General features: G+C 42.7%; 22 protein-coding genes. 12 read left to right on the top strand and 10 right to left on the bottom strand.

Annotated features, from left to right (window positions below):
* Positions 1-536: 536 nt before the first annotated feature.
* Positions 537-1,061, bottom strand: a complete 525-nt coding sequence (locus tag BMX56_RS29120) for a helix-hairpin-helix domain-containing protein (RefSeq protein WP_090653246.1) — start codon at positions 1,059-1,061, stop codon at positions 537-539.
* Positions 1,062-1,198: 137 nt separating this feature from the next.
* Here BMX56_RS29120 and BMX56_RS29115 point away from each other — a divergent pair, with 137 nt between their 5' ends.
* Positions 1,199-3,439, top strand: a complete 2,241-nt coding sequence (locus BMX56_RS29115; protein WP_090653245.1) for a tetratricopeptide repeat-containing sensor histidine kinase — start codon at positions 1,199-1,201, stop codon at positions 3,437-3,439.
* An 84-nt stretch (positions 3,440-3,523) separates the two neighbouring features.
* On the opposite strand, the gene carA is transcribed toward BMX56_RS29115, so the two are convergent.
* Positions 3,524-4,624: a glutamine-hydrolyzing carbamoyl-phosphate synthase small subunit gene (gene carA / locus BMX56_RS29110; RefSeq protein WP_090653244.1), complete on the bottom strand. Its 1,101-nt coding sequence runs from the start codon at positions 4,622-4,624 to the stop codon at positions 3,524-3,526.
* A 268-nt stretch (positions 4,625-4,892) separates the two neighbouring features.
* On the opposite strand from carA, the gene panB reads away from it, so the two are divergent.
* Positions 4,893-5,705 carry a 3-methyl-2-oxobutanoate hydroxymethyltransferase gene (gene panB, locus BMX56_RS29105; RefSeq protein ID WP_090653243.1) on the top strand — a complete coding sequence of 271 codons (813 nt, stop codon included), beginning with the start codon at positions 4,893-4,895 and terminating at the stop codon, positions 5,703-5,705.
* Between the two features lie 144 nt (positions 5,706-5,849).
* The gene (locus BMX56_RS29100; protein ID WP_090653242.1) at positions 5,850-6,575 is read left to right on the top strand and encodes an RluA family pseudouridine synthase; all 726 of its coding nucleotides are present in this window, start codon (positions 5,850-5,852) and stop codon (positions 6,573-6,575) included.
* Positions 6,576-6,618: 43 nt separating this feature from the next.
* On the opposite strand, the gene yiaK is transcribed toward BMX56_RS29100, so the two are convergent.
* Positions 6,619-7,608 carry a 3-dehydro-L-gulonate 2-dehydrogenase gene (gene yiaK, locus BMX56_RS29095; protein WP_090653241.1) on the bottom strand — a complete coding sequence of 330 codons (990 nt, stop codon included), beginning with the start codon at positions 7,606-7,608 and terminating at the stop codon, positions 6,619-6,621.
* 173 nt (positions 7,609-7,781) lie between these two features.
* Between yiaK and BMX56_RS29090 the strand changes: the two genes are divergently transcribed.
* From BMX56_RS29090 to BMX56_RS30325, 7 genes are all read left to right on the top strand, one after another.
* Positions 7,782-8,303, top strand: coding sequence for a lipocalin-like domain-containing protein (locus BMX56_RS29090; RefSeq protein WP_090653240.1), 522 nt, complete (start codon positions 7,782-7,784; stop codon positions 8,301-8,303).
* Positions 8,304-8,406: 103 nt separating this feature from the next.
* On the top strand, positions 8,407-8,985 hold the full coding sequence (gene purN, locus BMX56_RS29085) for a phosphoribosylglycinamide formyltransferase (protein WP_090653239.1): 579 nt from the start codon (positions 8,407-8,409) through the stop codon (positions 8,983-8,985).
* A gap of 143 nt (positions 8,986-9,128) precedes the next feature.
* Positions 9,129-9,464 (top strand): MerR family transcriptional regulator, encoded by a 336-nt coding sequence (locus BMX56_RS29080; RefSeq protein ID WP_090653238.1) that lies wholly within the window; start codon positions 9,129-9,131, stop codon positions 9,462-9,464.
* A 42-nt stretch (positions 9,465-9,506) separates the two neighbouring features.
* Positions 9,507-11,609: a ComEC/Rec2 family competence protein gene (locus BMX56_RS29075; RefSeq protein WP_090653237.1), complete on the top strand. Its 2,103-nt coding sequence runs from the start codon at positions 9,507-9,509 to the stop codon at positions 11,607-11,609.
* Positions 11,610-11,684: 75 nt separating this feature from the next.
* Positions 11,685-12,329: a hypothetical protein gene (locus BMX56_RS29070; protein WP_090653236.1), complete on the top strand. Its 645-nt coding sequence runs from the start codon at positions 11,685-11,687 to the stop codon at positions 12,327-12,329.
* A gap of 138 nt (positions 12,330-12,467) precedes the next feature.
* On the top strand, positions 12,468-14,279 hold the full coding sequence (locus BMX56_RS29065) for an LTA synthase family protein (RefSeq protein WP_177183960.1): 1,812 nt from the start codon (positions 12,468-12,470) through the stop codon (positions 14,277-14,279).
* 147 nt (positions 14,280-14,426) lie between these two features.
* The gene (locus BMX56_RS30325; RefSeq protein ID WP_177183959.1) at positions 14,427-14,591 is read left to right on the top strand and encodes a hypothetical protein; all 165 of its coding nucleotides are present in this window, start codon (positions 14,427-14,429) and stop codon (positions 14,589-14,591) included.
* A gap of 37 nt (positions 14,592-14,628) precedes the next feature.
* Here the strand turns inward: BMX56_RS30325 and BMX56_RS29060 are convergent, their stop codons facing one another.
* From BMX56_RS29060 to BMX56_RS29045, 4 genes are read right to left on the bottom strand one after another with little or no spacing between them, the layout of a single operon-like run.
* Positions 14,629-15,249, bottom strand: a complete 621-nt coding sequence (locus BMX56_RS29060; protein WP_090653234.1) for a hypothetical protein — start codon at positions 15,247-15,249, stop codon at positions 14,629-14,631.
* Position 15,250: 1 nt separating this feature from the next.
* Positions 15,251-16,516 (bottom strand): adenosylmethionine--8-amino-7-oxononanoate transaminase, encoded by a 1,266-nt coding sequence (gene bioA / locus BMX56_RS29055; RefSeq protein WP_090653233.1) that lies wholly within the window; start codon positions 16,514-16,516, stop codon positions 15,251-15,253.
* Positions 16,513-16,956, bottom strand: coding sequence for an NUDIX domain-containing protein (locus BMX56_RS29050; protein ID WP_090653232.1), 444 nt, complete (start codon positions 16,954-16,956; stop codon positions 16,513-16,515). The genes bioA and BMX56_RS29050 overlap by 4 nt, the downstream gene beginning before the upstream one ends.
* The gene (locus tag BMX56_RS29045) at positions 16,956-17,930 is read right to left on the bottom strand and encodes a cation diffusion facilitator family transporter (RefSeq protein ID WP_090653231.1); all 975 of its coding nucleotides are present in this window, start codon (positions 17,928-17,930) and stop codon (positions 16,956-16,958) included. The genes BMX56_RS29050 and BMX56_RS29045 overlap by 1 nt, the downstream gene beginning before the upstream one ends.
* A gap of 90 nt (positions 17,931-18,020) precedes the next feature.
* Here BMX56_RS29045 and BMX56_RS29040 point away from each other — a divergent pair, with 90 nt between their 5' ends.
* Positions 18,021-19,214, top strand: a complete 1,194-nt coding sequence (locus BMX56_RS29040) for a pyridoxal phosphate-dependent aminotransferase (protein ID WP_177183958.1) — start codon at positions 18,021-18,023, stop codon at positions 19,212-19,214.
* Positions 19,215-19,396: 182 nt separating this feature from the next.
* Here BMX56_RS29040 and BMX56_RS29035 read toward each other — a convergent pair whose 3' ends face one another.
* Positions 19,397-19,945: a hypothetical protein gene (locus BMX56_RS29035; protein WP_143065562.1), complete on the bottom strand. Its 549-nt coding sequence runs from the start codon at positions 19,943-19,945 to the stop codon at positions 19,397-19,399.
* Between the two features lie 404 nt (positions 19,946-20,349).
* A complete protein-coding gene (locus BMX56_RS29030; protein ID WP_090653229.1) occupies positions 20,350-20,703 on the bottom strand; it encodes a winged helix-turn-helix transcriptional regulator in 354 nt (117 codons plus the stop codon).
* A 103-nt stretch (positions 20,704-20,806) separates the two neighbouring features.
* Here BMX56_RS29030 and BMX56_RS29025 point away from each other — a divergent pair, with 103 nt between their 5' ends.
* On the top strand, positions 20,807-21,550 hold the full coding sequence (locus tag BMX56_RS29025) for an SDR family oxidoreductase (RefSeq protein WP_090653228.1): 744 nt from the start codon (positions 20,807-20,809) through the stop codon (positions 21,548-21,550).
* A gap of 123 nt (positions 21,551-21,673) precedes the next feature.
* On the opposite strand, the gene BMX56_RS29020 is transcribed toward BMX56_RS29025, so the two are convergent.
* Positions 21,674-24,853: an efflux RND transporter permease subunit gene (locus BMX56_RS29020; protein WP_090653227.1), complete on the bottom strand. Its 3,180-nt coding sequence runs from the start codon at positions 24,851-24,853 to the stop codon at positions 21,674-21,676.
* Positions 24,854-24,895: the final 42 nt, after the last annotated feature.

The raw sequence follows: 24,895 nt of genomic DNA, 5'->3' as shown, positions 1-24,895 counted from the left end.
TTATCGCAGAGCAGGGCTTTATATTTTAAAGTGTTTTTTCAACTTAAACGTCAATTACTTTGCAGGAAGCGTATTTCCCTTTTAAGAACAAAAGCAAAGTAAATCCTTATTTAGAATAAATCCAAATAAAAATAACAAATAAATCGGAATCAAGATGTAAGAATCAAGAGTTAAAGACACACTGCAGTGTAAACAGTTAGGAAAATCATGTTTAGACTTTATTACCTATGTAATAGCTTTTAATGCTGAAATAGGTAGCCCCATACGGGGCATAAAGAATTTTAGATAAATATTGCTACAAACAGGTAGTCTCTACGAGGCACCAGGCTTTTGTTAATACTGCCTTGCCTCGTAGAGGCTACCTGTTTGTAGAACAATGCTAAAATGTATCTTTTGCCCCGTGGGGGGCTACCTTTCTACATCAAGTTTTTAAAGCGATCTCCTATGTTAGGTATCAAATAATGGATAGTCTTAGCCGAAAGCCCTAAAGTTTAAGTCAAAAATAACGAATTGACTCAGGGCTCACAACTAAGTACCTATGACTTAACAGCAGTATTACCTTTGTTCAGGCTATCGGCATACTGTTTCATTTTGGGATATTGTGGTAAATCGTACCATGGGCTTTTTGGCCTATCGGCGGGGAAGCCGTATTGGGCGCGGTAGGCTTTGCGTTCGGCTGTGAAGTGCCACCAGCGTTTGCTATCGTCGCGGTGTACAATATAATGGGCCAACAAACGGTACGAATCCTCAACACAGGGGTCGGCCCAGGCGCCGCAATGTTTTTCAAATGCATTGTACAGTTCAACCGGATCTTTCCCCTCAAGCTGCTTTAATGAATAATACCCTTGTTCAATAAGTTCGGTTGCAAAGTTAATGCCTAACGATGGGATGCTTTGAAATTCCATCAGCGCGGCAATTTCCTGACTCCTTTGGGCCGATGCTTTCAGGATAGCCGCTATTTCATCAGGAGCGTAGCCGGTTAACGTATTTATCTTTATTTTTTGGCTTTTAAGTATTGCCTTTTCACCGGCATTTAATTTGAGGTCGATATTCTTTTTCATAGCGCCTGTTAAAGCATTAAAATTAATTAAAGGGAATTAATTAAGCCCACTACTAAAATACCCTATATTTAATAATTAAAATAAACCAAATCAATTTCGTTGTTTGTCTCGTATAAAGCATTAACTATTAACTGATCTTGAGATTAAAAAAACATATTGTAGATAACAATGGTACACGGGGGTTAATATCGGCGGTCTTTTTTATATTCTTAAGCCTTCCGGCATTTGCCAAATCACATCCCGAAGTTGACAGCATTAAAAACCTGTTATTGCCTGCGTCTGCATATCAAAAAAATCCGGATACCGCTACCATTAACAAACTCAATAAAATAGCATCGGGTTACTTTAAATCGAACCCCGATAGCGCTTACTATTATGGCAAAAAAAGCATTGAGCTATCGCGCAAAATTAAATATCCGGAAGGCATAGCTAATGGTTTGCTGGAAACCGGGCACGTAAATTATTTTAAAGGCAACTCCAAACAAGCTAAACAAAATTTCGACGAAGCTATAGCCATCTTCAAAAGCTTGCATAACGATAGGGGCCTTAGTAAGGCCTACATTTCGTACGGGCGGATGTATAACCAACTGGCCGAATACAAACTCGCGTTAGGCTATTTAGATAAAGTACGCCTGATTTGCCTGCGCAACCAGGACGAGCCTACCTTAACAGATTGCTATAAAAACATAGGTATAACATACTTTAGCAAAGGCCAGCTTTCAAATGCGCTCGACTTTTACTACAAGGGCCTTTTTATTGCGTTAAAAAACAACTATGTAACAACCTCGGCCGAAATTTATAATGATATTGGTGTGGTATTGCAAAACATGGAGGTGTTTCCAAACGCCCTCGAATATTTCAAAAAAGCTATACAGGTATTTGAGGCCACCAATAACAAACAAGCTGTTGGCACCATAAATGAAAACATTGGCGAAGTACTGCTTGCCCAGCATAAGTACGACGAGGCTATAGTGTATTTATTAAAATCGTTAAAAACCGCCAAACAGCAGGATGATAAAGACGGGCTAAGTTCGGTTTATACAGATCTGGGCATGTGTTATGCGCATAAAAATCAAATTCCGCTTGCCAAATCATACCTGGATACTTCATTACGGATAGCCACAAAATACCAGATTGTTTACAACCAGGCCTATGCTTCAAACGGTTATGCCACCGTTTATAATTTGTTGGGCGATTATAAAAATGCGTATAAATACGCCGTGGACGGGCAGGCGCAGGCTATTAAACTGGGGAATATATCGGTACGCTCAAACTCCGCATTACAACTTAACAAAGCGATGGCCGGCCTTGGCAAATTTGAGGATGCCAACCGGATGTTGAATGAGTATATCAACCTTAAAAATCAAATTAACGATAATGAAAGCATTCAAAAGCTAACGTCATATAATTACGAACTGGGCTTTGCCGAAAAGAAGCGTCAGCTTGCCCAACAACAACGCGAACGCGACCTGATATATCAACAGAAAATAAAAAGCCAACGCCTGGTTAACGCCATATTTTCTATCATCATTGTGGGCATGATTGTTACTGTGGGTATTTATTACCGGCAAAAACGAAAGCAGCAAAAGATTAACGCCCTTTTGGAAGACCGTAACCACGAGATATTGAAACAAAAAGCCAACATTGACGACCAGGCCGAAAAGCTAAACGATTTAAATGTTTTAAAAGACAGGCTGATATCTATTTTAGCACATGACCTGCGCGCGCCATTAAGCACACTGCGTGGGCTTTTCAGTTTATTACAGGACGACAGCATCAGCCACGAAGAATTGCTGGAAATGATACCCGGCGTATTAAAAAAGCTGGAATATACTTCTGATTTTCTTGATACCCTGCTATTCTGGATAAACAGCCAAATGGAAAACTTTGAAGCATCGGTAAAAAACTTTTCGATAAAAGGGCTGGTGAGTTTGGAGATTGAGAGCTATCATGAGCAAGCCCAATTAAAAGGTATTACCCTGGTGGATAGTATCCCCGCCAATTTATCCGCCTGGGCCGATCCAAACTCTATCCGCATTGTTATTCGTAACCTGATTACCAATGCACTTAAATTTTGCCGAGAAGGTGATACCATAGAGATTTCGGCAACGATAGAAGATAATAAAAGAATTATTGTAAAGGTAAAAGATACCGGGGTGGGCATGTCTGCCGATCAGCGCGATAAACTGTTTAAAGGCAAGGTAAACAGTAAGATTGGCACCAAAAATGAATCGGGCACCGGCATGGGCATGTTGTTTTGCAAGGATCTGGTCGAAAAATGCCACGGCAAAATATGGGTAACCAGCGAGCCCGGAGTAGGTACCGAATTTATGTTTACGCTACCGGCTGTAGCCGTTGCCACACCGGCCGAGGCATAAACCAACAATAAAAAAGCCTTTCAAGTTTAACACTCAAAAGGCTTCCAAAATCATCTGCACATCTAAAATCTGCACATCCGCAGCTTATTTCATCAGGTTGATAAAATCATCAAACAAATACCTTGAATCGTGCGGGCCAGGTGACGACTCCGGGTGATACTGTACCGAGAATGCTCTTTTATCTTTTACACGGATACCTTCTATCGATTGATCGTTAAGGTTTACATGGGTAATTTCTACTTTATCAGATGCACGTACGGCTTCGGGGATCACGCCAAAACCATGGTTTTGCGATGTTACCTCGCAATGATTGATAATGATATTTTTTACCGGATGGTTTAAGCCACGGTGACCGTTAAACATTTTTTTAGTTGGGATATCGTTAGCCAGAGCCAGCAACTGGTGGCCTAAGCAGATACCAAACATCGGTTTATCGGCGGCTAAAATTTCTTTTACGGTATCAATGGCGTAAGGCATAGCCGATGGATCGCCGGGGCCGTTTGATATAAAATATCCGTTTGGCGCAAAATCCTTTTCCATTTCGGCATAAGTAGTTTTTGCGGGGAAAACTTTGGCGTAAACATCACGGTCGTCAAAGTTGCGCAGGATGTTTTTCTTTACACCCAAATCAAGTACCGCTACACGATAGGCGGCATCCTCGCTACCAAAAGTGTAAGTTTCGGTGGTTGATACCTGCGACGATAGTTCCAATCCGTCCATTGAAGGCACTTCGGCCAGCCTGGCTTTCAGCTCTTCGATATCTAATATCTCCGAAGAAATGATAGCATTCATGGCTCCCTTATCGCGGATATGGCGTACTATCTGGCGGGTATCAACATCGCTGATGCCTACTATATTTTGCTGCTGAAAATAGTCCTGGATAGATTCGTTAGCCTGTTTGCGGCTGTAAGCAATGTTGTAGTTTTTACAAACCAGGCCTGCAATCTGGATATTACCCGATTCAACTTCGCTATCGGCAATGCCATAATTACCAATGTGCGCATTGGTAGCAACCATTATTTGCCCGAAGTATGATGGGTCGGTAAAAATTTCCTGGTAACCGGTCATTCCTGTATTAAAACAGATTTCGCCGGTAGTAGTACCTATCTTTCCTGCGGCTTTACCGTAAAATACGGTGCCATCAGCCAATAAAAGTACTGCCGGTAATTTGGTGAAGTGCGTCATTTAGCAAAAAAATTGAATGGATTATTAAATCGGATCGCCTGGTTCAAAGCCCCGTGAAAACTAATAGAAATATTGAAGTAAGGAACTTCCGGATTCACGGTGCAAAAGTACAAGAATATTTCGGATTTCAGAATTGGGATTTCGGATTTTTTTATTTTGAAATTTTATTTTGAATTAACCTTCATTTAGCCTTATTAAATCCGAATTTGAACATCCGAAATCCGAAATAAAAAAAATTACCTTTGTGCTTTCTTTAATACATTTAACTATGTCTGTAAACAAAGAAGTTAAAAGGATTACCACGCATATTTTGCAGGAGATGAAAAACCGTGGCGAAAAAATTGCCATGCTTACCGCATACGATTACTCCATGGCTACCATTGTAGATGAAGCCGGTATGGACATCATCCTGGTAGGCGATTCGGCCTCAAACGTGATGGCAGGGCACGAAACCACGCTTCCGATAACGCTCGATCAGATGATATACCATGCATCGTCAGTTGTTCGCGCGGCCAAACGCGCATTGGTTGTTGTTGATTTGCCTTTCGGATCATACCAGGGTAATTCCAAAGAGGCGCTTAACTCATCTATCCGGATCATGAAAGAGTCTGGTGCGCATGCCGTTAAAATGGAAGGAGGCATAGAAATAGCCGAATCTGTAAGCCGTATCCTTACGGCGGGAATCCCGGTAATGGGCCATTTGGGCTTAACACCGCAATCTATTTATAAATTTGGCACCTACACAGTACGCGCCAAGGAGGAAGTTGAGGCCCAAAAGCTGCGTGAAGATGCGCTTAAATTACAGGAGCTTGGCTGCTTTGCTATTGTGCTTGAAAAAATACCGGCCAAGCTGGCAACAGAAGTTAGCCAAAGCGTACAAATCCCTATTATAGGTATCGGTGCCGGCCAGTGCGACGGCCAGGTTTTGGTAATACACGATATGCTGGGGATTAACAACGATTTTAAGCCGCGTTTTTTACGCCAGTATTCTAATTTATATGAGCAGATGAACGGCGCTTTCAAAAACTACATCAGCGATGTAAAATCAAAAAGCTTCCCGAGTGATAAGGAACAATATTAAGCAGATGTGCAGATTTCAGATGTGCAGATATGCAAATGATTTGAAAATTTGAGGATTTGAAAATTTGAAAATGAGAAGGAAGAACCATCTCCGCTATTAAATCAGCAAATCCGAAATCGAACATCCCAAATCCGAAATAATAAAATGGCCCGCCCCGAGTTTAATTATACCAGTTTTGATGTTACTGATAAGGATATCCTTTATGAGGATAATCACCTTATTGCGGTGAACAAACGTGCCGGCGATATTGTGCAGGTTGATGATACCGGCGACGAGTCATTAGACGATAAAGTTAAAAAGTACATTGCCCAAAAATACAATAAGCCTAACGGTGCGTTTTTAGGCGTAGTACACCGGCTTGACAGGCCCGTGAGCGGCGTTATACTTTTTGCCAAAACCAGTAAAGCGCTTGAACGGATCAATAAAATGTTTAAAGGCCGCGAAATGCATAAAACCTATTATGCCGTGGTGCGCAAAAAACCGTATCCTGAATCGGGCACATTGGTACATTGGCTGGTAAAAAATCCGCAAAAAAACGTAACCAAAGCTCACGACAAAGAGGTGCAAGGCAGTTTACGATCTGAACTGAGCTACAAACTGGTTGCCGAGCTTAACGGGTACTACCTGGTAGAAGTTGACCCGATAACCGGCCGGCCGCACCAAATCCGCGTGCAGCTATCAACGCTGGGCTCACCTATAGTAGGCGATAATAAGTACGGATATCCGCGTGGCAGCCTGCGTAAGAGCATCTGCCTTCATGCCCGTAAGCTTACCTTTATTCACCCGGTAAAAAACGAGCCTGTCGAAATTATAGCCCCGGTTCCGCGCGATGGCTTTTGGGAGAAATTTGAGGGGATGATGGTTGGGTAAATTCAAAAGTAAAAATTCAAAATTCAAAAATAGAGGAGCGGCTTTATAGCCCCCTCACCACATCCCAAATCCGCTCATCAACCAAAACCCCTTCGGATAAATTTCTTTCACGGGTTTTCAGGGTATTTTCGCCGGGATAGCTTATTGTACCACCCTCTTGCTCAGGGGTACTGGTTTTGGTGTAAGCGATGATCTCTTCAATTAAGGTGGCTGTTTGCTGATCGTTTGCAGGTTTTATGCAGATAAATACCTGCGATATGCCGGAATCGGCCCCGCTTTCGGTTATTCTTGCTGTGGAGTTTCCACCGCTTAATACAGTAGCCAAAAGATCGAGCACCAGGGCAAGCCCCGATCCTTTCCAAAACCCAATAGGAAGTAGCCTTTTTGCCCCAAGGATGGCTGCCGGATTAGTACTTAAATTACCTTCACTATCATATCCGCCCGGTAAGGGCAATGGCTCGTTACTATTTTCGTATTGCTTCAACTTCCCCAACGAGTATTGCGATATGGCCATATCCAACACCACATGCCCATCTTTACGTGGCACAGCTATCACCAGGGGGTTATTGCCCAAACGTGGCTCAAGGCCGCCCCAGGGTGGCAGGTTGGCAATGGTATTGGTAAAGCATAAACCTATGTAACCGGCATTGGCAGCCTGCCAGCCGTAGGTGCCACCGCGCATCCAGTGGTTGGTATTTTTTAGTGCCACACATCCTATTCCGTTATCACTTGCAAGTTGGATAGCCCTATCCATACAAAACCTGGCGTTCAGCATCCCGGGACCCAAATTGCCATTCCATTGTTCCATGGCACCAAAACCAGCTTGCCGGTTGGGTTGGTTATCCGGTTTAACCAGCCCATCTTTTACGTGCTGCACAAAAAACGGAAAACGGTTTAATCCATGCGTATATATGCCGTCTCTGCTGTTTTCAGCAAAAATAACAGCACACTTGTCGGCCTTGTCATCTGTAAAGTCGAGGCTTAGTAAAACACGTTTAAATTCGGCTTTAAGCAGCGGGAATGGGATACGCATGATTTTAATTTCAAAAGTTAAAAGTAAAAATTCAAAGTTAAAACCGCTACATCGGCTTGAAGATGTTGGCCGTTCCAATAAAATAAAAAACGTTTAAAACAGTTATTTAAATATACCCCCTGCCGGTGGATTAATAACTGCAGGATTTCATATTTTTGCGCGTACATTATTTCATGAAAAAAAAATTTCCATTACTCTTTATACTTGCCTTAGTTGTCGTTGGGGCACTGGTAAACTCCTGCAAAAAAGATAAAAACAGCAATATTCCGGCCCTTTTAGCCAGCGGTGTTTGGCAACTGGCCTCGATACAGGTTTACCATTACACAGGGAATACGCAGGTAGGCAACCCTGACACCTTAAATACCGATTGTGATAAAAACCAGTATTTTACTTTCAAAAGCGATAATACCTGCAGCTACACCAATTTTGATTGTATTGAGCAAACATCAACCGGCACCTGGACGTTGACCGAAAACAGGTTATACTTCTCATCAGATATGGTGGCTAAAGATACGGTAGCAGGTGGCACCATGAGTACCGAAAAACCATTTGACTACACACAGATTGAAACCCTTGGCAATTACTCGCTGGTATTACAAACCGGCGACGTTGAACCCAATTATTCGGCAACTAAGGCCCGCACGGTGGTACGCTATGGATTTATCAGGCAAAAAGCTATAACAAGTAGCAATTAAATCACATAAAAAATTATATTTGAATATTATTGAACGGTTTATAAATTGCCCTTAACATATTAATTACCGTTTGAGGCAGTTTCATCACCTTTGAAAAACTTTAATGAAGAAACGAATTGCCATTTTTGCTTCAGGTTCGGGATCAAACGCCCAAAAAATAATGGAGTATTTTAAACGCAATGCCGAGGCCGAAGTTGTATTGATACTCACCAACAACCCGCAAGCTTTTGTGTTACAGCGAGCCGACAATTTTGAAGTGCCATCGCACGTATTTACACGTCATGAATTTTTTGAGACCGATGATGTAATCCGCCTGCTCAAAAACCTGCAGGTAGACCTTATCGTACTGGCCGGCTTTTTATGGCTGATTCCGGCGTCATTATTAAAGGCATTCCCCAACAAAATCATCAACCTGCACCCTGCCCTGCTGCCCAAATATGGTGGTAAAGGCATGTACGGAGATCATGTACACAAAGCTATTTTAGATGCCGGGGAAGAAGAAAGTGGTATAACCATTCATTTTGTAAACGAACAGTTTGATGAAGGTGAAGTTATCCATCAGTCGAAATTCAAAATTGAACCAGGCGACAACCTTGAGATGATCAAATTCAAAGGCCAGCAGCTGGAACACCTGCATTTTCCAAAAGTTGTGGAAGCATTGCTGAAGAAGATGAAAAGCTAATACAGTTTAGGGATTTTGCAGGATTGACCGGATTGTAATGAATTTGAGTTCCTGTCGAAATCTGATAATCTGATTAATCGGGCTCAGGCAAAAAATCCCAAATCCCGGCTCCCAAATCCAAAATCAAAAAGATACCTTTGCATATGGCTTACAAAGAACGTGAAATAAGCAAGATGTATTACACCATGGGCGAGGTATCGGCCATGTTTGATGTAAACCAATCGCTTATCCGTTTTTATGAAAAGGAGTTTGATGTACTTCAGCCTAAAAAAAATAAAAAAGGCAACCGCTATTTTACACCGGAAGATATCGAGAATTTCAAGATCATCTTCCACCTCATCCGCGATAAAGGCTATACCCTCAACGGCGCCAAAGAACACCTGAAAAGCAACCTGGGCGACCATAAAGAAAACCAACGGGTGATTGATTCGCTCGAAAACATCAAAAAATTCCTGCTGGAAGTAAGGGACCAGTTGTAGATATCCTCCTAAAACATATCTTTATTGTTTTCTATATCATAAATGATCGCGAATCATAAAGGCGAGATCCCGTTTGTTGTATTGCTCCTGCCCTTTTTATCAGGGATATCCTTAGGTATCGGCTTTATCACAGCTGCATACCTGCCTTTACTTTGGGGCATTTTCTGCGGGTTGGGCATTGCATTTATCTTCCTGAATTTAGCCTACCAACGGCTGGCTATTTATAAAAACAGGTGGCTTGGCGGGTTATTAGTCACACTCATCCTGTTTTTGGCAGGCTGCATCGCAGCAATCAATAACAACGAGTTGAACAATGGGCAACATTTTTCCAGATGGCCGGCGCAATATCTTTCGATAAAAGTTACCACCGAACCGCAGCTCAAAAACGGCCTGCTAAGATTTACAGCAACGGTTGGGCAAAGCATTAACAATAAGCAATCAAAACCAGTTACCGGCACAATATTAATCACCATTAAAGACAGTGCAGCCATATCCCTGCAATATGGCGATGAGTTAGTTATCCCGGCCAAATATAACCCTATCGATCCCCCTTTTAACCCAGGAGAATTCAATTACAAAAAATACCTGGCGCATCAAAATATATACTACCAGGCATTTTTATACCCGGAGATGTACCGGGTTGTAATGCATGGTACCGGTAACCCGCTCATCGCCTTTTCGTTGCGGCTGCGGCAGCAAATGATTAACCGGTTTAAGCAGCAAATGCATGACCCGGCCGCCATAGCCGTAGCATCAACCCTAATACTCGGGTACAAAGCCGATTTGAGCAGCGATATTTTGCAGGCCTATTCCAAAACAGGTACTATTCATGTATTATCGGTTTCGGGTGCGCACGTAGCCATCATTTATATTCTGTTACAATTTACGCTTGGCTTTTTAAACGGCTACCGGCATGGCCGGGTAATAAAAGCGGTTATCATTATCGCGCTAATCTGGTACTATTCGCTGCTCAGCGGCTTCTCGCCTGCCGTTTGCCGGGCAGCGGTGATGATCAGTATGGTTATTATTGGTAAAACCTATGCACGGTACATTAATTTACTCAACATCCTGGCCGTATCGGCATTCGCGCTGTTGTTGTACAACCCGCTTTTAATAACAGATGTTGGTTTCCAGTTATCGTACCTGGCTGTGGCGGGGCTGGTAGTGTTACAGCCGGTTGTTTATCAATGGCTGGAGTTTAAAAATAAATGGGCCAATAAAGTTTGGATGGCTTGCTCGGTATCAATAGCGGCGCAGGTTATTACATTTCCGTTAAGCGCATTGTATTTTCACCAGTTCCCGGTTTATTTTTTGCTGAGTAACCTGCTCATTATTATACCTACATCGGTTATTATGTATAGCGGTGTTGCCTACCTGGCGCTTTCATGGGTGCCCCTACTATCAACTTTACAGGCGCGGCTATTGGAGTACACCATCCTGTTCATGAATAAAGCACTGGCAATTATTGAACATACACCTTTTGCCGGCATTGGTAAAATATGGCTTACCGTGCCGGAGTATTTACTGCTTTATGTAATCATTATAAGCGCGTTTTACTATTTGTATAATAAAAAAATATGGCTTATAAAGCTTAGCCTGGCCAGCCTGCTGCTATTTGCCACAAGCATCAGCCTGAAAAGGTACCGGGCCGAAAACACCCATTCTATCGCATTTTTAAACCTGCGTAAAAACACGGGCATTGTATTTAAAAACGGCAGCAGCGCGATTGTACTTACCAACCTTGCCGATACTGATAAAAATTACAAATATTCGGTACAACCTTATTTAGATAGCGCACAGGTGCAGCATATCAGCATTATAGGATTAGGCCAAAACATCAGTTCAACATGGTTTAAAAAACGCGGCGCGTTAATGCAGTTTTATAATAAAAGGTTAATTATATTTGATAAGCATTTACAAAACCAGCAGCTACCGGGCAAACTGATGACCAATTATTTATATATTACCGGTAACCCGCACACCAATTTACAGGAGGTAAATAGCAACTATGGCTACCAAACATTGATCATTGATGGCAGTAACAGTAGCCAAACCATTGAAAGATTTGCGGCAACTGCAAAAACGTTGAGCATACACTATAAAATATTAAAACGTAACAATTCACTTATTACCGTATCTAATTAACAACATTAAACTAACTGCCAATAAATTTGTCTTTAAGTTAAAAACAGGTAAATTGGTAATAATCAAATTAAAACAATGAGCATAAAAACTTTAAGTATTGCTTTGGGCCTTGCCCTTACGGCAACCGCAATGAGTGCAAACGCACAAAAAAAGTACAGCGAGGGCGTTATAGATTTCACTACCCAGATGATGGGACGCCCCGTTGAAGCTAAAAACTATTTCAGGGCCGATTCAAGTGCATTTGCTTTTTCAAACGGACCGGCCAATATCAAAATTTTAACAAACGCCGATGCTACATCGATGGTGGTTTTAGTTGACGTAGCTGTTGCCAACATTAAAAAAGCGGCAGTAGCCAGTCCGGATGATATTGACCAGGCAATGGCAGCTTTACCACAATTTACTTTTGCCCCGGGCACCGAAACTAAGGTTATCAATGGCTTTAACTGTAAAAAAGTAGTTGCTACCGATAAAAAAACCAGCAAAACTTACGACATATGGATTACCAATGATATTGAAATACCTTCTACTGGTATAGCTAAATATTACGCGGGCATCGGTGGTTTCCCGGTGCAGTATACTTCATTTGCACAGGGCCAGTCAACTGAGGTTACAGTTAAAAGTGTAACCGAGCAAAAACTACCTGCCGGCACCTTTGGTATCCCCGCCGATTTTGAAAAAATCACGATGGACGATTTGAAAGCCATGCGCGGCGGCAGGTAAGCAATTACTTTAACAAAAAGCTAAAGGTTTCTTAACATTGCAGTAAAGTACTTACTTTTGTACCCCTGTATGTTAAGAAACCTTTTTAGTTTAGTCAGATTTTTTTTATTCTGGTTATTGTTCTTCGCAATAACCCGTTTGGCGTTTGAGCTATATTTTCTGCCCAAGCTTAAAGATGCCGGCCTAAGCGACATTATACAGACCTATTTTTACGGCCTCCGGCTTGATGCTTCGGCAGCAGCCTATATCAGCGCCATCCCCCTGTTGGTTTTCCTGGTTAACTGGTGCATACCAAAAACGCATGTTAAACCTATCTGGCTTAAAGTATATGTTTGGGTTTGCCTGTTTTTTATCTCGTTAAATACCGGGCTCAATTTCAACATTTTCCGCGAGTGGGGCACCAAAGTGGTGTTCAGGGTATTTAAATCATTGTACGACGCACCGTCCGAAGCATTTGCCTCAACAGGATCATCACCGGTGGGCAGGAGCGTTTTTATATGTATTATAATATTGGCATCGGGTATCTTCCTGTCATTAAAGATCATTGATTTTAACTTTAAAAAGCCCGTGCTCGAACCCAGGCTAAAAGCCGTGGTTATAGCCTTACTCCTTTTTTCCAATTTTTTGCTCATGAGGGGCGGTTTACAACCAGTACCTGTCGATCAAAACTCAGCCTATTTTTCTGATCATGAATTTTTAAACCAGGCAGCTCTTAATACCGAATGGAACCTGTTTAACAACGTAGTTGAAAACCTTGGCCGCCCGTACAACCCATTTGTATTTATGCAGCCAGGCAACGCTACCCGGCTTGTGCAGGAGGCTTATAGCTATAATAGTGACAGCGCGGTAAACATACTTACCACCAACAGGCCAAACATTGTCATTATCCAGATAGAGAGCTATACGGCTGATGTGATTGAGTCATTAGGGGGCGATAAAGGCGTAGCGCCCAATTTTGAAAAATTCATTAAAAACGGCATCCTGTTCAACAACATTTATTCATCTGCCGACAGGACCGACAAAGGCATCGTATCCATCATGAGCGGCTTTCCGTCGCAGGCCATTCGTACCATTGTTGCCGATACTTTAAAAAATAAAAAGCTGCCGGCCATAGCGTCATCGCTTAAGACGGCGGGGTATCCAACGTCATATTTTTACGGCGGCAAAAGCAATTATATGCATTTTGACCTGTTTATGAAAAACCACCAGGTTGATCATATTACCGACGAAGCCGCCTTTGATCAAAACCTGGTAAAAACCCAATGGGGTGTTTATGACGATGTGCTTTTTGCTAAACACCTGGATTTTGCCCAACAACAAAAGCAGCCTTTTTTTACCTACCTGCAAACATCAACCAATCACGAGCCTTTTGTGCTGCCCGTAAAAGGACATTTTCCGGAAGACGATGAGGCGGGTGATGCCAGCAATAAGTTCAGGAGTACCGCCTACTTTACCGACTCATGCCTCAACGCCTATTTTGAACAAGCTAAAAAGCAGGCCTGGTATAAAAACACCCTGTTTATTTTAGTGGCCGACCATGGTCATCGCCTTCCACGCAATGTATCTGAAGCTTATAACCCTGTAAAATACCATATCCCGCTGCTGTTTTTTGGCGAAGTAATAAAACCCGAATACCGGGGCAAAAAAATCAATAAACTGGGCGGGCAAACTGATATTGCCGCCACCCTGCTTACCCAGCTTGGCCTGCCCCATCACCAGTTCAAATGGTCCAAAGATCTGCTAAACCCTACTACCAAAGATTTTGCTTTTTTTGACTGGGACAATGGCTTTTGTTTTATGGCACCCCAACAAGTGGTATCGTACGATAACTCCGGCCGCAGGGTAGTTTACACCGGCAATAAAAACGCGGATGCAAAAGCCACCTATAGAGCACTATTATACGGCAAGGCTTTTTTACAGGAGGTTTATACGGAGTATATGAGGTACTAAACACGATTTTCAGGATTTTGCAGGATTAACAGGATTTTTTCTGAACCGGAATTCAGAATTAAAGAATTGGCAGAATTTAGATTGACAAACACGCTATATTGATTGCTCCAGGTTTGCTTTTTTATTTTTAATAGCCGTAATTTGAATATGCCTACAGAAGAAGAATTAGACGAATTGGAAGATATTCGGTTATATGACGAAGTGAAATTACTTAACGAACCCTCCATCCCAATTGAAGACGCATTCAAAATACTCGATGAAAAACGTCGGATTTCGTCAGCAGGCCAATTAAAAAATTCTGCACATTCCTAAATTCAACAAATTCCGGTTCAGAAATAAATTTTGAATTTTAACTTTTGAATTTTGAATTTAACGAAGCTCCCAACTGCTTCACCCACATTTCAAACAACCTGGTTTCAAAAGCTACCGCTTTATTGGCGTGTTTTTCCCAATCGGGCGAAAATTTGTGCAGTTGGTTAAGCATTTCTTCCAGGTGCCCTTCTTCTTCCAGGATAATTGATTTTACGTTTACCTTGCTGCCGGCTTCGTCAAGGGCCGATTGGTAAATGGGGTAAAGTTCATCGGCACGAACTTCAATAGCATATGTTACCAGCAAATAAGCCGCAAAACGAAGTTCGGGGCCTGTAAGGTTCAATTCGCTTTTCAGGTAGCGGCAAACATCAATATCCAGCTGGTTTAAGTAGTATTTGCTTGAGCCGGGGGCCAGCAGGTATTCGGCGGCGTAGGTTGGCAGCTCAACACCTGTTTTTTCAAGTTGTTTTTTGAGGTAAAAGGCATGGCGATGCTCTTCGGCAGCATGTTTCAGGATAATATAGGTCACCGTAAGCGGGTCTTCACTTGCTGAAATTTTGCGGGCCCCGGTGTTTTCCATCAGCGACAGCGTGTTCAGCCAGCGGGCGTGCAACTGGTTATCGGCTATTATTTGCGGTAAAAGTTTGTTTAATAACATGTTATATTTCTTGTAATGCCTGCTCTATTTTGCTGTAAACATACTGTAGTTCATCATCAGTAATGCAATACGGCGGTAAAATGTAAATTACGTTGCCCAGGGGGCGTAATATAACACCGGCAGCTAAAAAGTAATGGTATAATTTATCGCGAAGCGAGCTAAAATAAGAGGTATTATCCCCGGTTTCCCACTCCATTGCAAGTATGGTACCGGTTTGCCTCAGGTTTTTTATTTTAGGGTGATGTTTAATTTTACCGGCAAACAATGCATGCGCGTTAACTATCCGTTCAATATTTGCGGCTGTTTGGGGTTGTTCAAACAAATCCAGGCTTGCCAGTGCCGATGCGCAGGCTACCGGGTTGGCCGTGAACGAATGGCCGTGAAAAAGCGTTTTCAACCGATCATCAGATAAAAAAGCATCGTAGATGTGCTGGGTACACGTTGTTAAGCCTAATGCCATGGTGCCACCCGTTAAGCCTTTTGAAAAGCACATAATATCGGGCTGTACATTAAGATAATCGCATGCAAATGATTTTCCTGTTCGGCCAAACCCGGTGAAAATCTCGTCGTCAATCATCAGCACACCTTCCTGTTTGCAATGGGCCATCAGTTCATTCAAGTATTCAGCCTCGTACATCAGCATGCCTGCAGATCCTTGCACCAGTGGCTCGAAAATAAAACAAGCCAGTTGAGATTTGAGGTGTGAGATTTGAGATTTGAGACTTTGGATGTTTTCTTTGTTGGGGGTATCGATAAATTCGACCTCGAACAATAAACTATCAAAGGCTTTTGTAAATGCGCTGCGGCCGCTTACAGCCATGGCACCAAAGGTATCGCCGTGGTAGGCATTGTTAAAAGCCAGTATTTTGGTGCGTTGCTGGCCGTTGTTATTCCAGTATTGCAGGCACATTTTTATGGCTACTTCGATGGCGGTTGAACCATTATCTGAGTAAAATGCTTTTTGCTGGTTATCGGGTAAATGGGTCAATAACCGCTCGGCTAATTCAACAGCGCCTTCATGGGTAAAGCCGGCGAAGATCACATGCTCCAGTTTCTGCAGTTGTTCGGCCACTTTTTTGGCGATATAAGGATGCGAGTGCCCATGAATGTTTACCCACCAGGACGATACGGCATCAATATATTGTTTGCCCGTTTCATCAAACAATAAAGCACCCGCCCCCCTTACAATGGGTACAGGCGGCGGCGCGGTTTTCATTTGGGTATAGGGGTGCCAGATAACTTTAAGGTCACGTTCGGTAAGATTCATAACTCATCCTGTAAAAGTTCAACTACCCGCTTATCTGTAGGGAATGCAAAATCGGCTATACTTAGGGCAGTTAAGTTTATCCACCTGAATGACTGCAGCACTTCGCCTTCGCCGTCAAAATCAAAGGCTATGGTTTTGGTAACTAAATTTACCGGGCTTATGCTCCGTACCAAATAGTAAACGCTGATGACCTGCGAATTGTTAAAGGCCGATTTCACAAAAAAATCAGTTGTGTAAAAATGTCCTACAATCTCAATTTCCAGGTTACACTCCTCCATAAATTCGCGCTTCAGGCCGTCAACCAGGCCTTCGCCCAATTCAAGGCCGCCGCCGGGGAATTTGGTAAACTGCATCCCATATTCCTGTTCATCGCTTACCAGCAATTCGTCGTTATCATTAAGCAACAGGCCGTAAACCCTTACATTAAAATACTCTGCCATTATTCAAAGTGTTTTTTATTTCGTACTACAATATCCATCGTCCACTCAATGGTTTCTGTTTTGGCCTCGCTCCTGATGGGGCAATTGGGCATGCTGCAATAGTGGCAGCAATTGGGCAAACATGGGTCGGTGTGGATAAACAGTTCGGTTTTTATACCTACCTCCTGGTTAATCATTTTATCAACCAACGATACCTCGGTATGCACCGTATTCAAATCAAAATAACTGGGTAGCGTAAGGTGGCAGTCAATATGCAGTTCATGACCATATTTTTGAGCACGCAGGTTATGCACATCTATCCAGGCATCGCGGCGTTTATCGCTTAGTACCTTTATTACTTCATTAACTACATCTATGTCGGCCTCGTCCATAAGTCCGCCAACAGAGCGACGTACCAGTTTGTAGGCGCTATAAATTAAATACAAGGCTACCAAAATTGATAACGCGCTATCAAGCCATATTAAACCCACAAAATGAATCAGTAGTAAACCTGCCACCAGGCCAATGCTGGTTACCATGTCGGCTAATAAATGATGCCCGTCTGCGTCAAGCGTTATCGACCGCAATACTTTCCCCTTATAAATCATATAATAACCCAGAGCGCCGTTAACAGCGCCCGTGGCACCAATAATAACCGCGCCGGTGAGCAAATCATGAATATTTTCGGGATGAATTAAACTATATATCGATTTTCCGATAATGATGAGCCCGGCAATGCCTATAAGCGATCCTTCGATAAATACCGAAAAGTACTCTACCTTGCCATGCCCGTAGGGGTGATTTTCATCGCGAGGCTGTGCAGCAAGGTAAATGCTAAAAAAAGCGAAGGAACTGGCAATTACATTAACAATACTTTCGGCGGCATCACTTAATACAAAATTGGAACCGGTTAAAAAGTAAGCCCCGAATTTCGCCATCATCAACACTATACCCGTAATCAGCGAAATTAATATGATCCTTTTTTGTTCCTTCAAAACAATCTTTATTAGGCAGCAAATTTATAAATAACAAGCGTAAGTAGCAGTAAAGTTATTTTCTATATTTGCCGCGATAACATAATTTATATGAGCGCATTAAGTAACCGGATAAATAACCTGTCCGAATCAGCAACAATTAAAATGGCCAAATTGGGCCGTGAACTTGCCGCAAAAGGCGTGGATGTAATCAGTTTGAGCTTTGGCGAGCCTGATTTTCATACCCCTGAACACATTAAAGAAGCTGCCAAGCAGGCCATGGATAAAAACTTTACCTACTACACACCCGTAGCAGGCTATCCTGAACTGCGTAAGGCTGTTGTTGCCAAACTGAAGAACGAAAACGGACTTGATTATGATTTTAGCCAGATAGTAGTTTCAACCGGTGCCAAACAAGCCATTGCCAACGCGGTATTGTGTTTGGTTAATCCGGGCGAAGAAGTAATTATCCCTACCCCTTACTGGGTATCGTACAGCGAGGTGGTTAAACTGGCCGAAGGCGTAAGTGTTTTTATAAACACTACTGTTGAACAAAACTTTAAAATTACCCCTGAGCAATTAGAGGCAGCCATAACCCCCAAAACCAAATTGTTTATGTTCTCGTCGCCTTGTAACCCTACAGGCAGCGTTTACAGTAAGGATGAATTGGAAGGCCTGGCCAAAGTGTTTGAAAAACACCCGCATGTATATATTTTAAGCGACGAGATTTATGAGCACATTAACTACGTTGATAAACATGAATCAATAGCGCAGTTTGATTATATTAAAGATCGTGTCATCATCATCAACGGCTGGTCGAAAGCATTTGCCATGACCGGCTGGAGAATTGGTTACACGGCATCAAACAAAGAGATAGCCATTGCCTGCGATAAAATGCAGGGACAAATAACCTCTGGTACCTGCTCTATAACCCAACGTGCCGGTGTTGCCGCTTACGAAGGTGGTTTAGAAACTGTACTGGAAATGCGCGCCGCATTTAAAAAACGCCGCGATATAGTATACAAGCTACTAAGTGAAATTGAAGGGTTAAAAGTAAACCTGCCGGATGGCGCTTTCTATTTCTTCCCCGAGGTAACTTCGTTCTTTGGTAAAAGCTATAATGGCAAAACCATTAAAGATGCTGATGAACTGAGCATTTATCTTTTAGAAGAAGCCCATGTTGCCACTGTTGGCGGCGATTCGTTTGGCGACCCTACTGCTATCCGTTTATCGTACGCTGCGGCCGAAGATAAGCTGATTGAAGCCGTAAGAAGGATTAAAGAAGCGCTGGGGAAACTGGTATAAGATGTGCAGATTTCAGATTTTAAATGTGCAGATGAAATAATTAATTTGAAGATTTGAAAATGAAGAACGTTTCAACTTAAATTCTGCTAATTCACTAATTCTGTAAATTCTGATTCAGACAATAACAAGAAAGCCCCTCATCATCACGACGAGGGGCTTTCTTTTTGGTGGTATTTGGAGTGTTATAATCCGAAACCGTAGGCTACGCGTAAACCTACAAACCCATAGGAATTACTTTGGCCTGAATAGTTTTCATAACGGGCGCCTATATCCCATGATTTATTAGCGTAACCTATTCCAGGAGATAGGATCAGTTTAGTATCCTTATTACCGTAAAGGTGCGCCTGTGTTTCAAAACCAACACCGGCCTCCGCACCTAAATAAAAGTTTTCGGCTACAAAGGCTTTAACACCTGCTTTAATAGGAATTAAGCCCTGATCTTTCCCCTTAACGGTGGTACCATCTACCTGGTCGTATGTTTTAGCAAAAAAGTTATAATAACCAGAGGTTAATGTAAGGGCTACATTATTAGAAACACCATATTGCAAACGGGCATCACCACCTAATAAAAAGTTAGAGCCATCATGCGCGTTTCCGGTTGGAATACCACCGGTAATACCTATACCTAAACGTAATTTGTTAGCTGGGGTAGTTTGCGCTTTAACATTTGTTCCGATAAATATAGCTGCTGCTGTAAAAGCACCCGCTATAATTTTTGTCATTGTTTTCATAGTTGTATTTTTTTGTAAATAGTCCGCGGTAAAAATTTCAACCGCGTTGATACCCCTTTTACAAATACTTTGCCATTGTTGCATTTTTTGGCGCTTGTGAGATTGGCATGACTATTCAAAAATCAATTTTTACAACAGGTATGTTACAAAAAACATGCGCTTATATATTGATTATCAGCACACTATTTCACTCTCAAATACCCACTTTTTATCTATTTATGAAATAAACTTAACATCAAATTAATGTTCAGAAAACAGGAGCACTACTGTTCAGCATAGTGTATCCTATTAAAGAATTTCTGTTTGGTTTAAACTAAAATGATGTAAAAACAGCGGCTCGCGGCGAGCCATATGGCTTTGCCAAAAACAAAAAGGAGAGGTTTTGAGCCTCTCCTACTTTATTTTTACATATCATCTATAATTACCTGTCGGTGTTTCATTCCCCAATCGGCCAGGTTGTTGATAATAGTCTGCAGTGTTTGTCCGTACTCGGTCAGGTTATATTGAACGGTTACAGGCTGAGTGTCTAAAACAGTCCGCTTTATCAGCTTATTTATTTCCAGCTCCTTTAATTCCTTACTCAGCATTTTGTTTGATATGCCGTTTACATCGTTCAAAATATCAGAGAACCTCCTTTTATTATAATAGCAGATAGATGAGATAATGGAGATTTTCCATTTGCCGTTCAGCACGTCCATTGCATCATGCACGGCCATAATTTCTTTTTTGTGCCCTGGCACACATACATAGTCAGCCATAAGTTACCTTGTTACCCAAATGTTACTGTTACTTTTAGTTACAAAGTAACTAAAATAAATTTCTATATCCTAAGTTTGCTCCGTAAATATTAAAAATTAAGTCATGAACTTTAAAGGTAAAAATGTAGTTATAACCGGGGGTAGCACCGGAATTGGATTAGCAACCGCAAAAGCATTTATCAATGCCGGGGCAAACGTTTGGATTACCGGCAGAAGTGCCGGTAATATGCAAAAAGCTGCCACAGAGATCGATAGCCCAAATTTGCAAACCGTAGTGTCGGACACTTCAAAACTGGCAGAGATTTCGATTCTTGAAAAAGCAGTTACTGCAAGCGGAAACAAATTAGACGTACTTTTCCTTAACGCAGGAATAGCTGTTTTTGCCCCAATTGAACAGGCAACAGAGGCAGATTTTGACGCCCAATTTAACACCAATGTGAAAGGCCTGTTTTTCACGCTGCAAAAATTAATTCCGCACCTGGCAAATGGGGCATCTGTAATATTCACTTCCTCAACGGTAGCAACAGCTTCAAATTTAGGCACCAGCGTGTATTCTGCCACCAAGGGGGCGTTAAATAAAATTGCCCAGATTGCCGCAAATGAATTGGCCGACAGAAAGATCCGCGTAAATATTATTAGCCCGGGGCCAGTTCAAACACCAGGATTAGATTATGCAGTACCTCCTGAAGCAAAGACATATTTAGCTGCCGCCACGGCGCTGCAAAGGTTGGGCGATGCCGATGAAATTGCGAAGGCAGTGTTGTTCCTCGCCTCGGACGATGCAAGCTTTATAAACGGTGCAGAGCTATTGGCCGATGGTGGCTTTATTAACTATGCGCTAAAATAAATTAGACCTCTGCATCAGATTGCTAAATCGTTTTTAATTAGTTGCTAAAACTACGATGTTTTTTTAGCAAAAATGGCCGGAATTTCTTCCGGCCATTTTTGTGTATTAGCTTTTGCTAATTTATCAAGCTTGTGGCCCGTGCCCATTTTCGGGTTTGTAATTTTTTTCCATTTCGGCAAGCTTCTCTTTACCGTAAGCAAATTTGGTTATCAGGTAGTACAACACCGGCACTATAAATATAGCCAGCGACGTAGCGGTTAACATCCCTCCAAATACCGTCCAGCCGATGGTTTTCCTGGCTTCGGCGCCCGCACCGGATGCTATCATCAGTGGCACAACACCCAATATAAAGGCCATTGAAGTCATGATGATCGGCCTCAGCCTTAGCCTTACCGCCTCGAGGGTAGCTTTTTCAAGGTTCATCCCTCTATCTACCCGTTCTTTGGCAAACTCAACAATCAGGATGGCGTTTTTGGCGGCCAGCCCAATCAAGGTTATCAAACCAATCTGGGCGTAAACGTTATTAGTAAGGTCGGGCCAGAAACTAAGGAAAAGGATGGCCCCAAACGCGCCTAATGGCACCGATAACAATACCGAGAATGGCACCGACCAGCTTTCATACAAGGCGGCAAGAAACAGGAATACAAACCCAATTGAGAGGGCAAATATGTAAACCGTTTTTGATCCCGATAGTAATTCCTCGCGGCTCAATCCCGAAAATTCGTACCCAAAACCTTGTGGCAATGATTTGGCCGCAACTTCTTTTAAGGCAGTTATAGCATCACCACTACTGTAACCCGGTTTGGTGCTGCCATTGATCTCGGCCGAACGGAACAGGTTATAATGCGCAATTAACGGCGAATTTTCAATAACCTTATAGGATGTAAGGGTACTTAAGGGTACCATGGTGCCAAACTGGTTACGCACAAAGTACTGCCCAATGTTGCTTACGTTGGTCCTAAAGGCAGTATCGGCTTGCGCAAGCACCCTGAAATTTCGCCCGTAAATGGTAAAATCGTTAATATAGGTACTGCCCAGGTAAGTTTGCAGGGCGCTGTTAACATCAGATATGGATACGCCTAATTTTTTTGCCTTTTCCCTGTCAATGGTTAGTTGGTAAGCGGGTGTACTTGCCGTAAAAAAGGAGAAAGCCCGTGCAATTTCCTGCCGTTTGTTTAATTCGGTAATAAATGTGCGCAACGTTTTTTCAAATACCTTAATATCCCCGCCGGCCTGTTTTTCTTCCAGGATAAACGAGAAACCACCGGTGCTACCTAAACCAGGTATAGCAGGCGGCTGAATAACCACCACGTTGGCCTCCTTAAACCGGGCCAACTTTTGGTTTAGTTTGGCAACCAGCGCCGTTATCTGGTGTTCTTTTTCTTTACGTTCGTCCCAGGGTTTAAGCTGCACAAACATGGTGGCGCTATTGGCCTTACTGGCAAAGCTGATAACATTTAAGCCTCCCAATGCTGCGTAGTGTGCAATTTCGGGGATGCTATCCAGTGTTTTCATCATCTGGTGCAATACGTCAACTGTACGTACGGTTGATGAAGCTTCGGGCAAATCATAGGTAATATAAATACGGCCGTCATCCTCCAGCGGAATAAAGCCCGATGGTTTGTTATGAAATAGCAATACCGCGCCAACAATAATACATACCAGTATAATAATAACAAATTTGGAGTGCTTTATTCCCTTATCAACTGTATTGCGGTACTTGCCGGTTACGCGGGTAAACCATTCATTAAATACAAAGAAGAATTTATTGAGCCCCTTTGATTTATTATCTATTTTATGCGGGCGAAGCAACAACGTACACAACGCGGGGGTTAACGAAAGCGCCACAAAAGCCGATATCAGTACAGATATAGCAATAGTGATAGCAAATTGCTGATAAAGCCGCCCGACAATGCCGGGTACAAAACCTACCGGCACAAATACAGCCGCCAGGATTAAAGCGATGGCAATTACCGGTGCCGATATATCGGCCATGGCGTGTTTTGTAGCCTCTGTCGGCGTCATGCCTTCCTCATCCATATAATGCTGCACAGCCTCAACCACCACAATGGCATCGTCAACCACAATACCAATAGCAAGCACAAAACCAAACAAGGTTAGGGTATTGATAGTAAAGTGCAAGGGTATAAAGAAAATGAAAGTACCTATAATAGATACAGGTATGGCCAAAACAGGAATTAACGTAGAGCGCCAGTTTTGCAGGAATAAAAATACAACCACAATAACCAGCCCCAAAGCAATAAGTAAGGTATCAACAACTTCGCTTACCGATACTTTTACCACAGTAACCGCTTCAAAAGGCACAACATAATCAATATCGGCGGGGAAGCTTTTTTTAAGCTCGTTCATGGTGGCATATACATTCTCGGCAGTCTCGAGCGAGTTGCTGTTTGGCGCCTGGTAAACCAGCAGGTACGATGCCCTTTTGCCATCAACAAACGAATTACCAGAGTAGTTAAACTTACCCAGTTCAATACGTGCCACATCCTTCAAGTGCACAATGGCGCCGGTAGCGGGCACCGTTTTAATAATTACATTGCCAAATTCTTCGGGTTTGCTTAAACGGCCTTTAACCAGTACCGAATATTCAAAGGTTTGAGACGCTTGTTGCGGTGTGGCGCCAACCGTGCCGGGGGCTACCTGGGCGTTCTGCTCGGCCAGGGCAGCGGTAACATCGGCAGCGCTCATACCTAATGAAGCCAGCTTGGCAGGGTTAAGCCAGATACGCATACTAAAATCATCGGCACGGCTCACAACATCACCTACGCCCTTGGTACGCAGTATAGCATCTTTTATAAAAACGTTGGCATAGTTGTCAGTAAATGTAACGTCATGCGTCCCTTTTGGCGAAAACATGGCCACCAGCATTAATATACTGGGGTTACGTTTACGCACGACAAGGCCCAGGCGCTGCACCTCCTGCGGTAAAGTGGGTGTAGCAATACCAACCCGGTTTTGCACATCAAGCGCGGCTATATTAATATCGGTACCTACATCAAAGTTAACGGTCATGCTCATCTGGCCGTTGCTGCTGCTGTTACTTTGCAGGTAGGTCATGCCGGGCACACCATTTACCTGCACCTCTACAGGGGTTGCAACAGTTTGCTCAACAGTGAGGGCATCGGCACCGGTATAAGTACCTGTAACCGAAACCGTGGGCGGGGTTATATCAGGATATTGCCCGATAGGCAGGCTGCTCATTGACAGTAAACCAACAATAACAATCACCAGGGAGATCACTATCGCGGTAACCGGTCGTTTTATAAAAGTATCTGCAATCATTCTTTTTATTATTAAGTTTTGCAGGGGATTATCCTGCCAATC

Origin of the sequence: Mucilaginibacter sp. OK283, assembly GCF_900110415.1 — a bacterium.
Classification (GTDB): Bacteria; Bacteroidota; Bacteroidia; order Sphingobacteriales; family Sphingobacteriaceae; genus Mucilaginibacter.
Note: the sequence above shows the minus strand (reverse complement) of the source record. Positions and strands in the feature narration are given on the sequence as shown.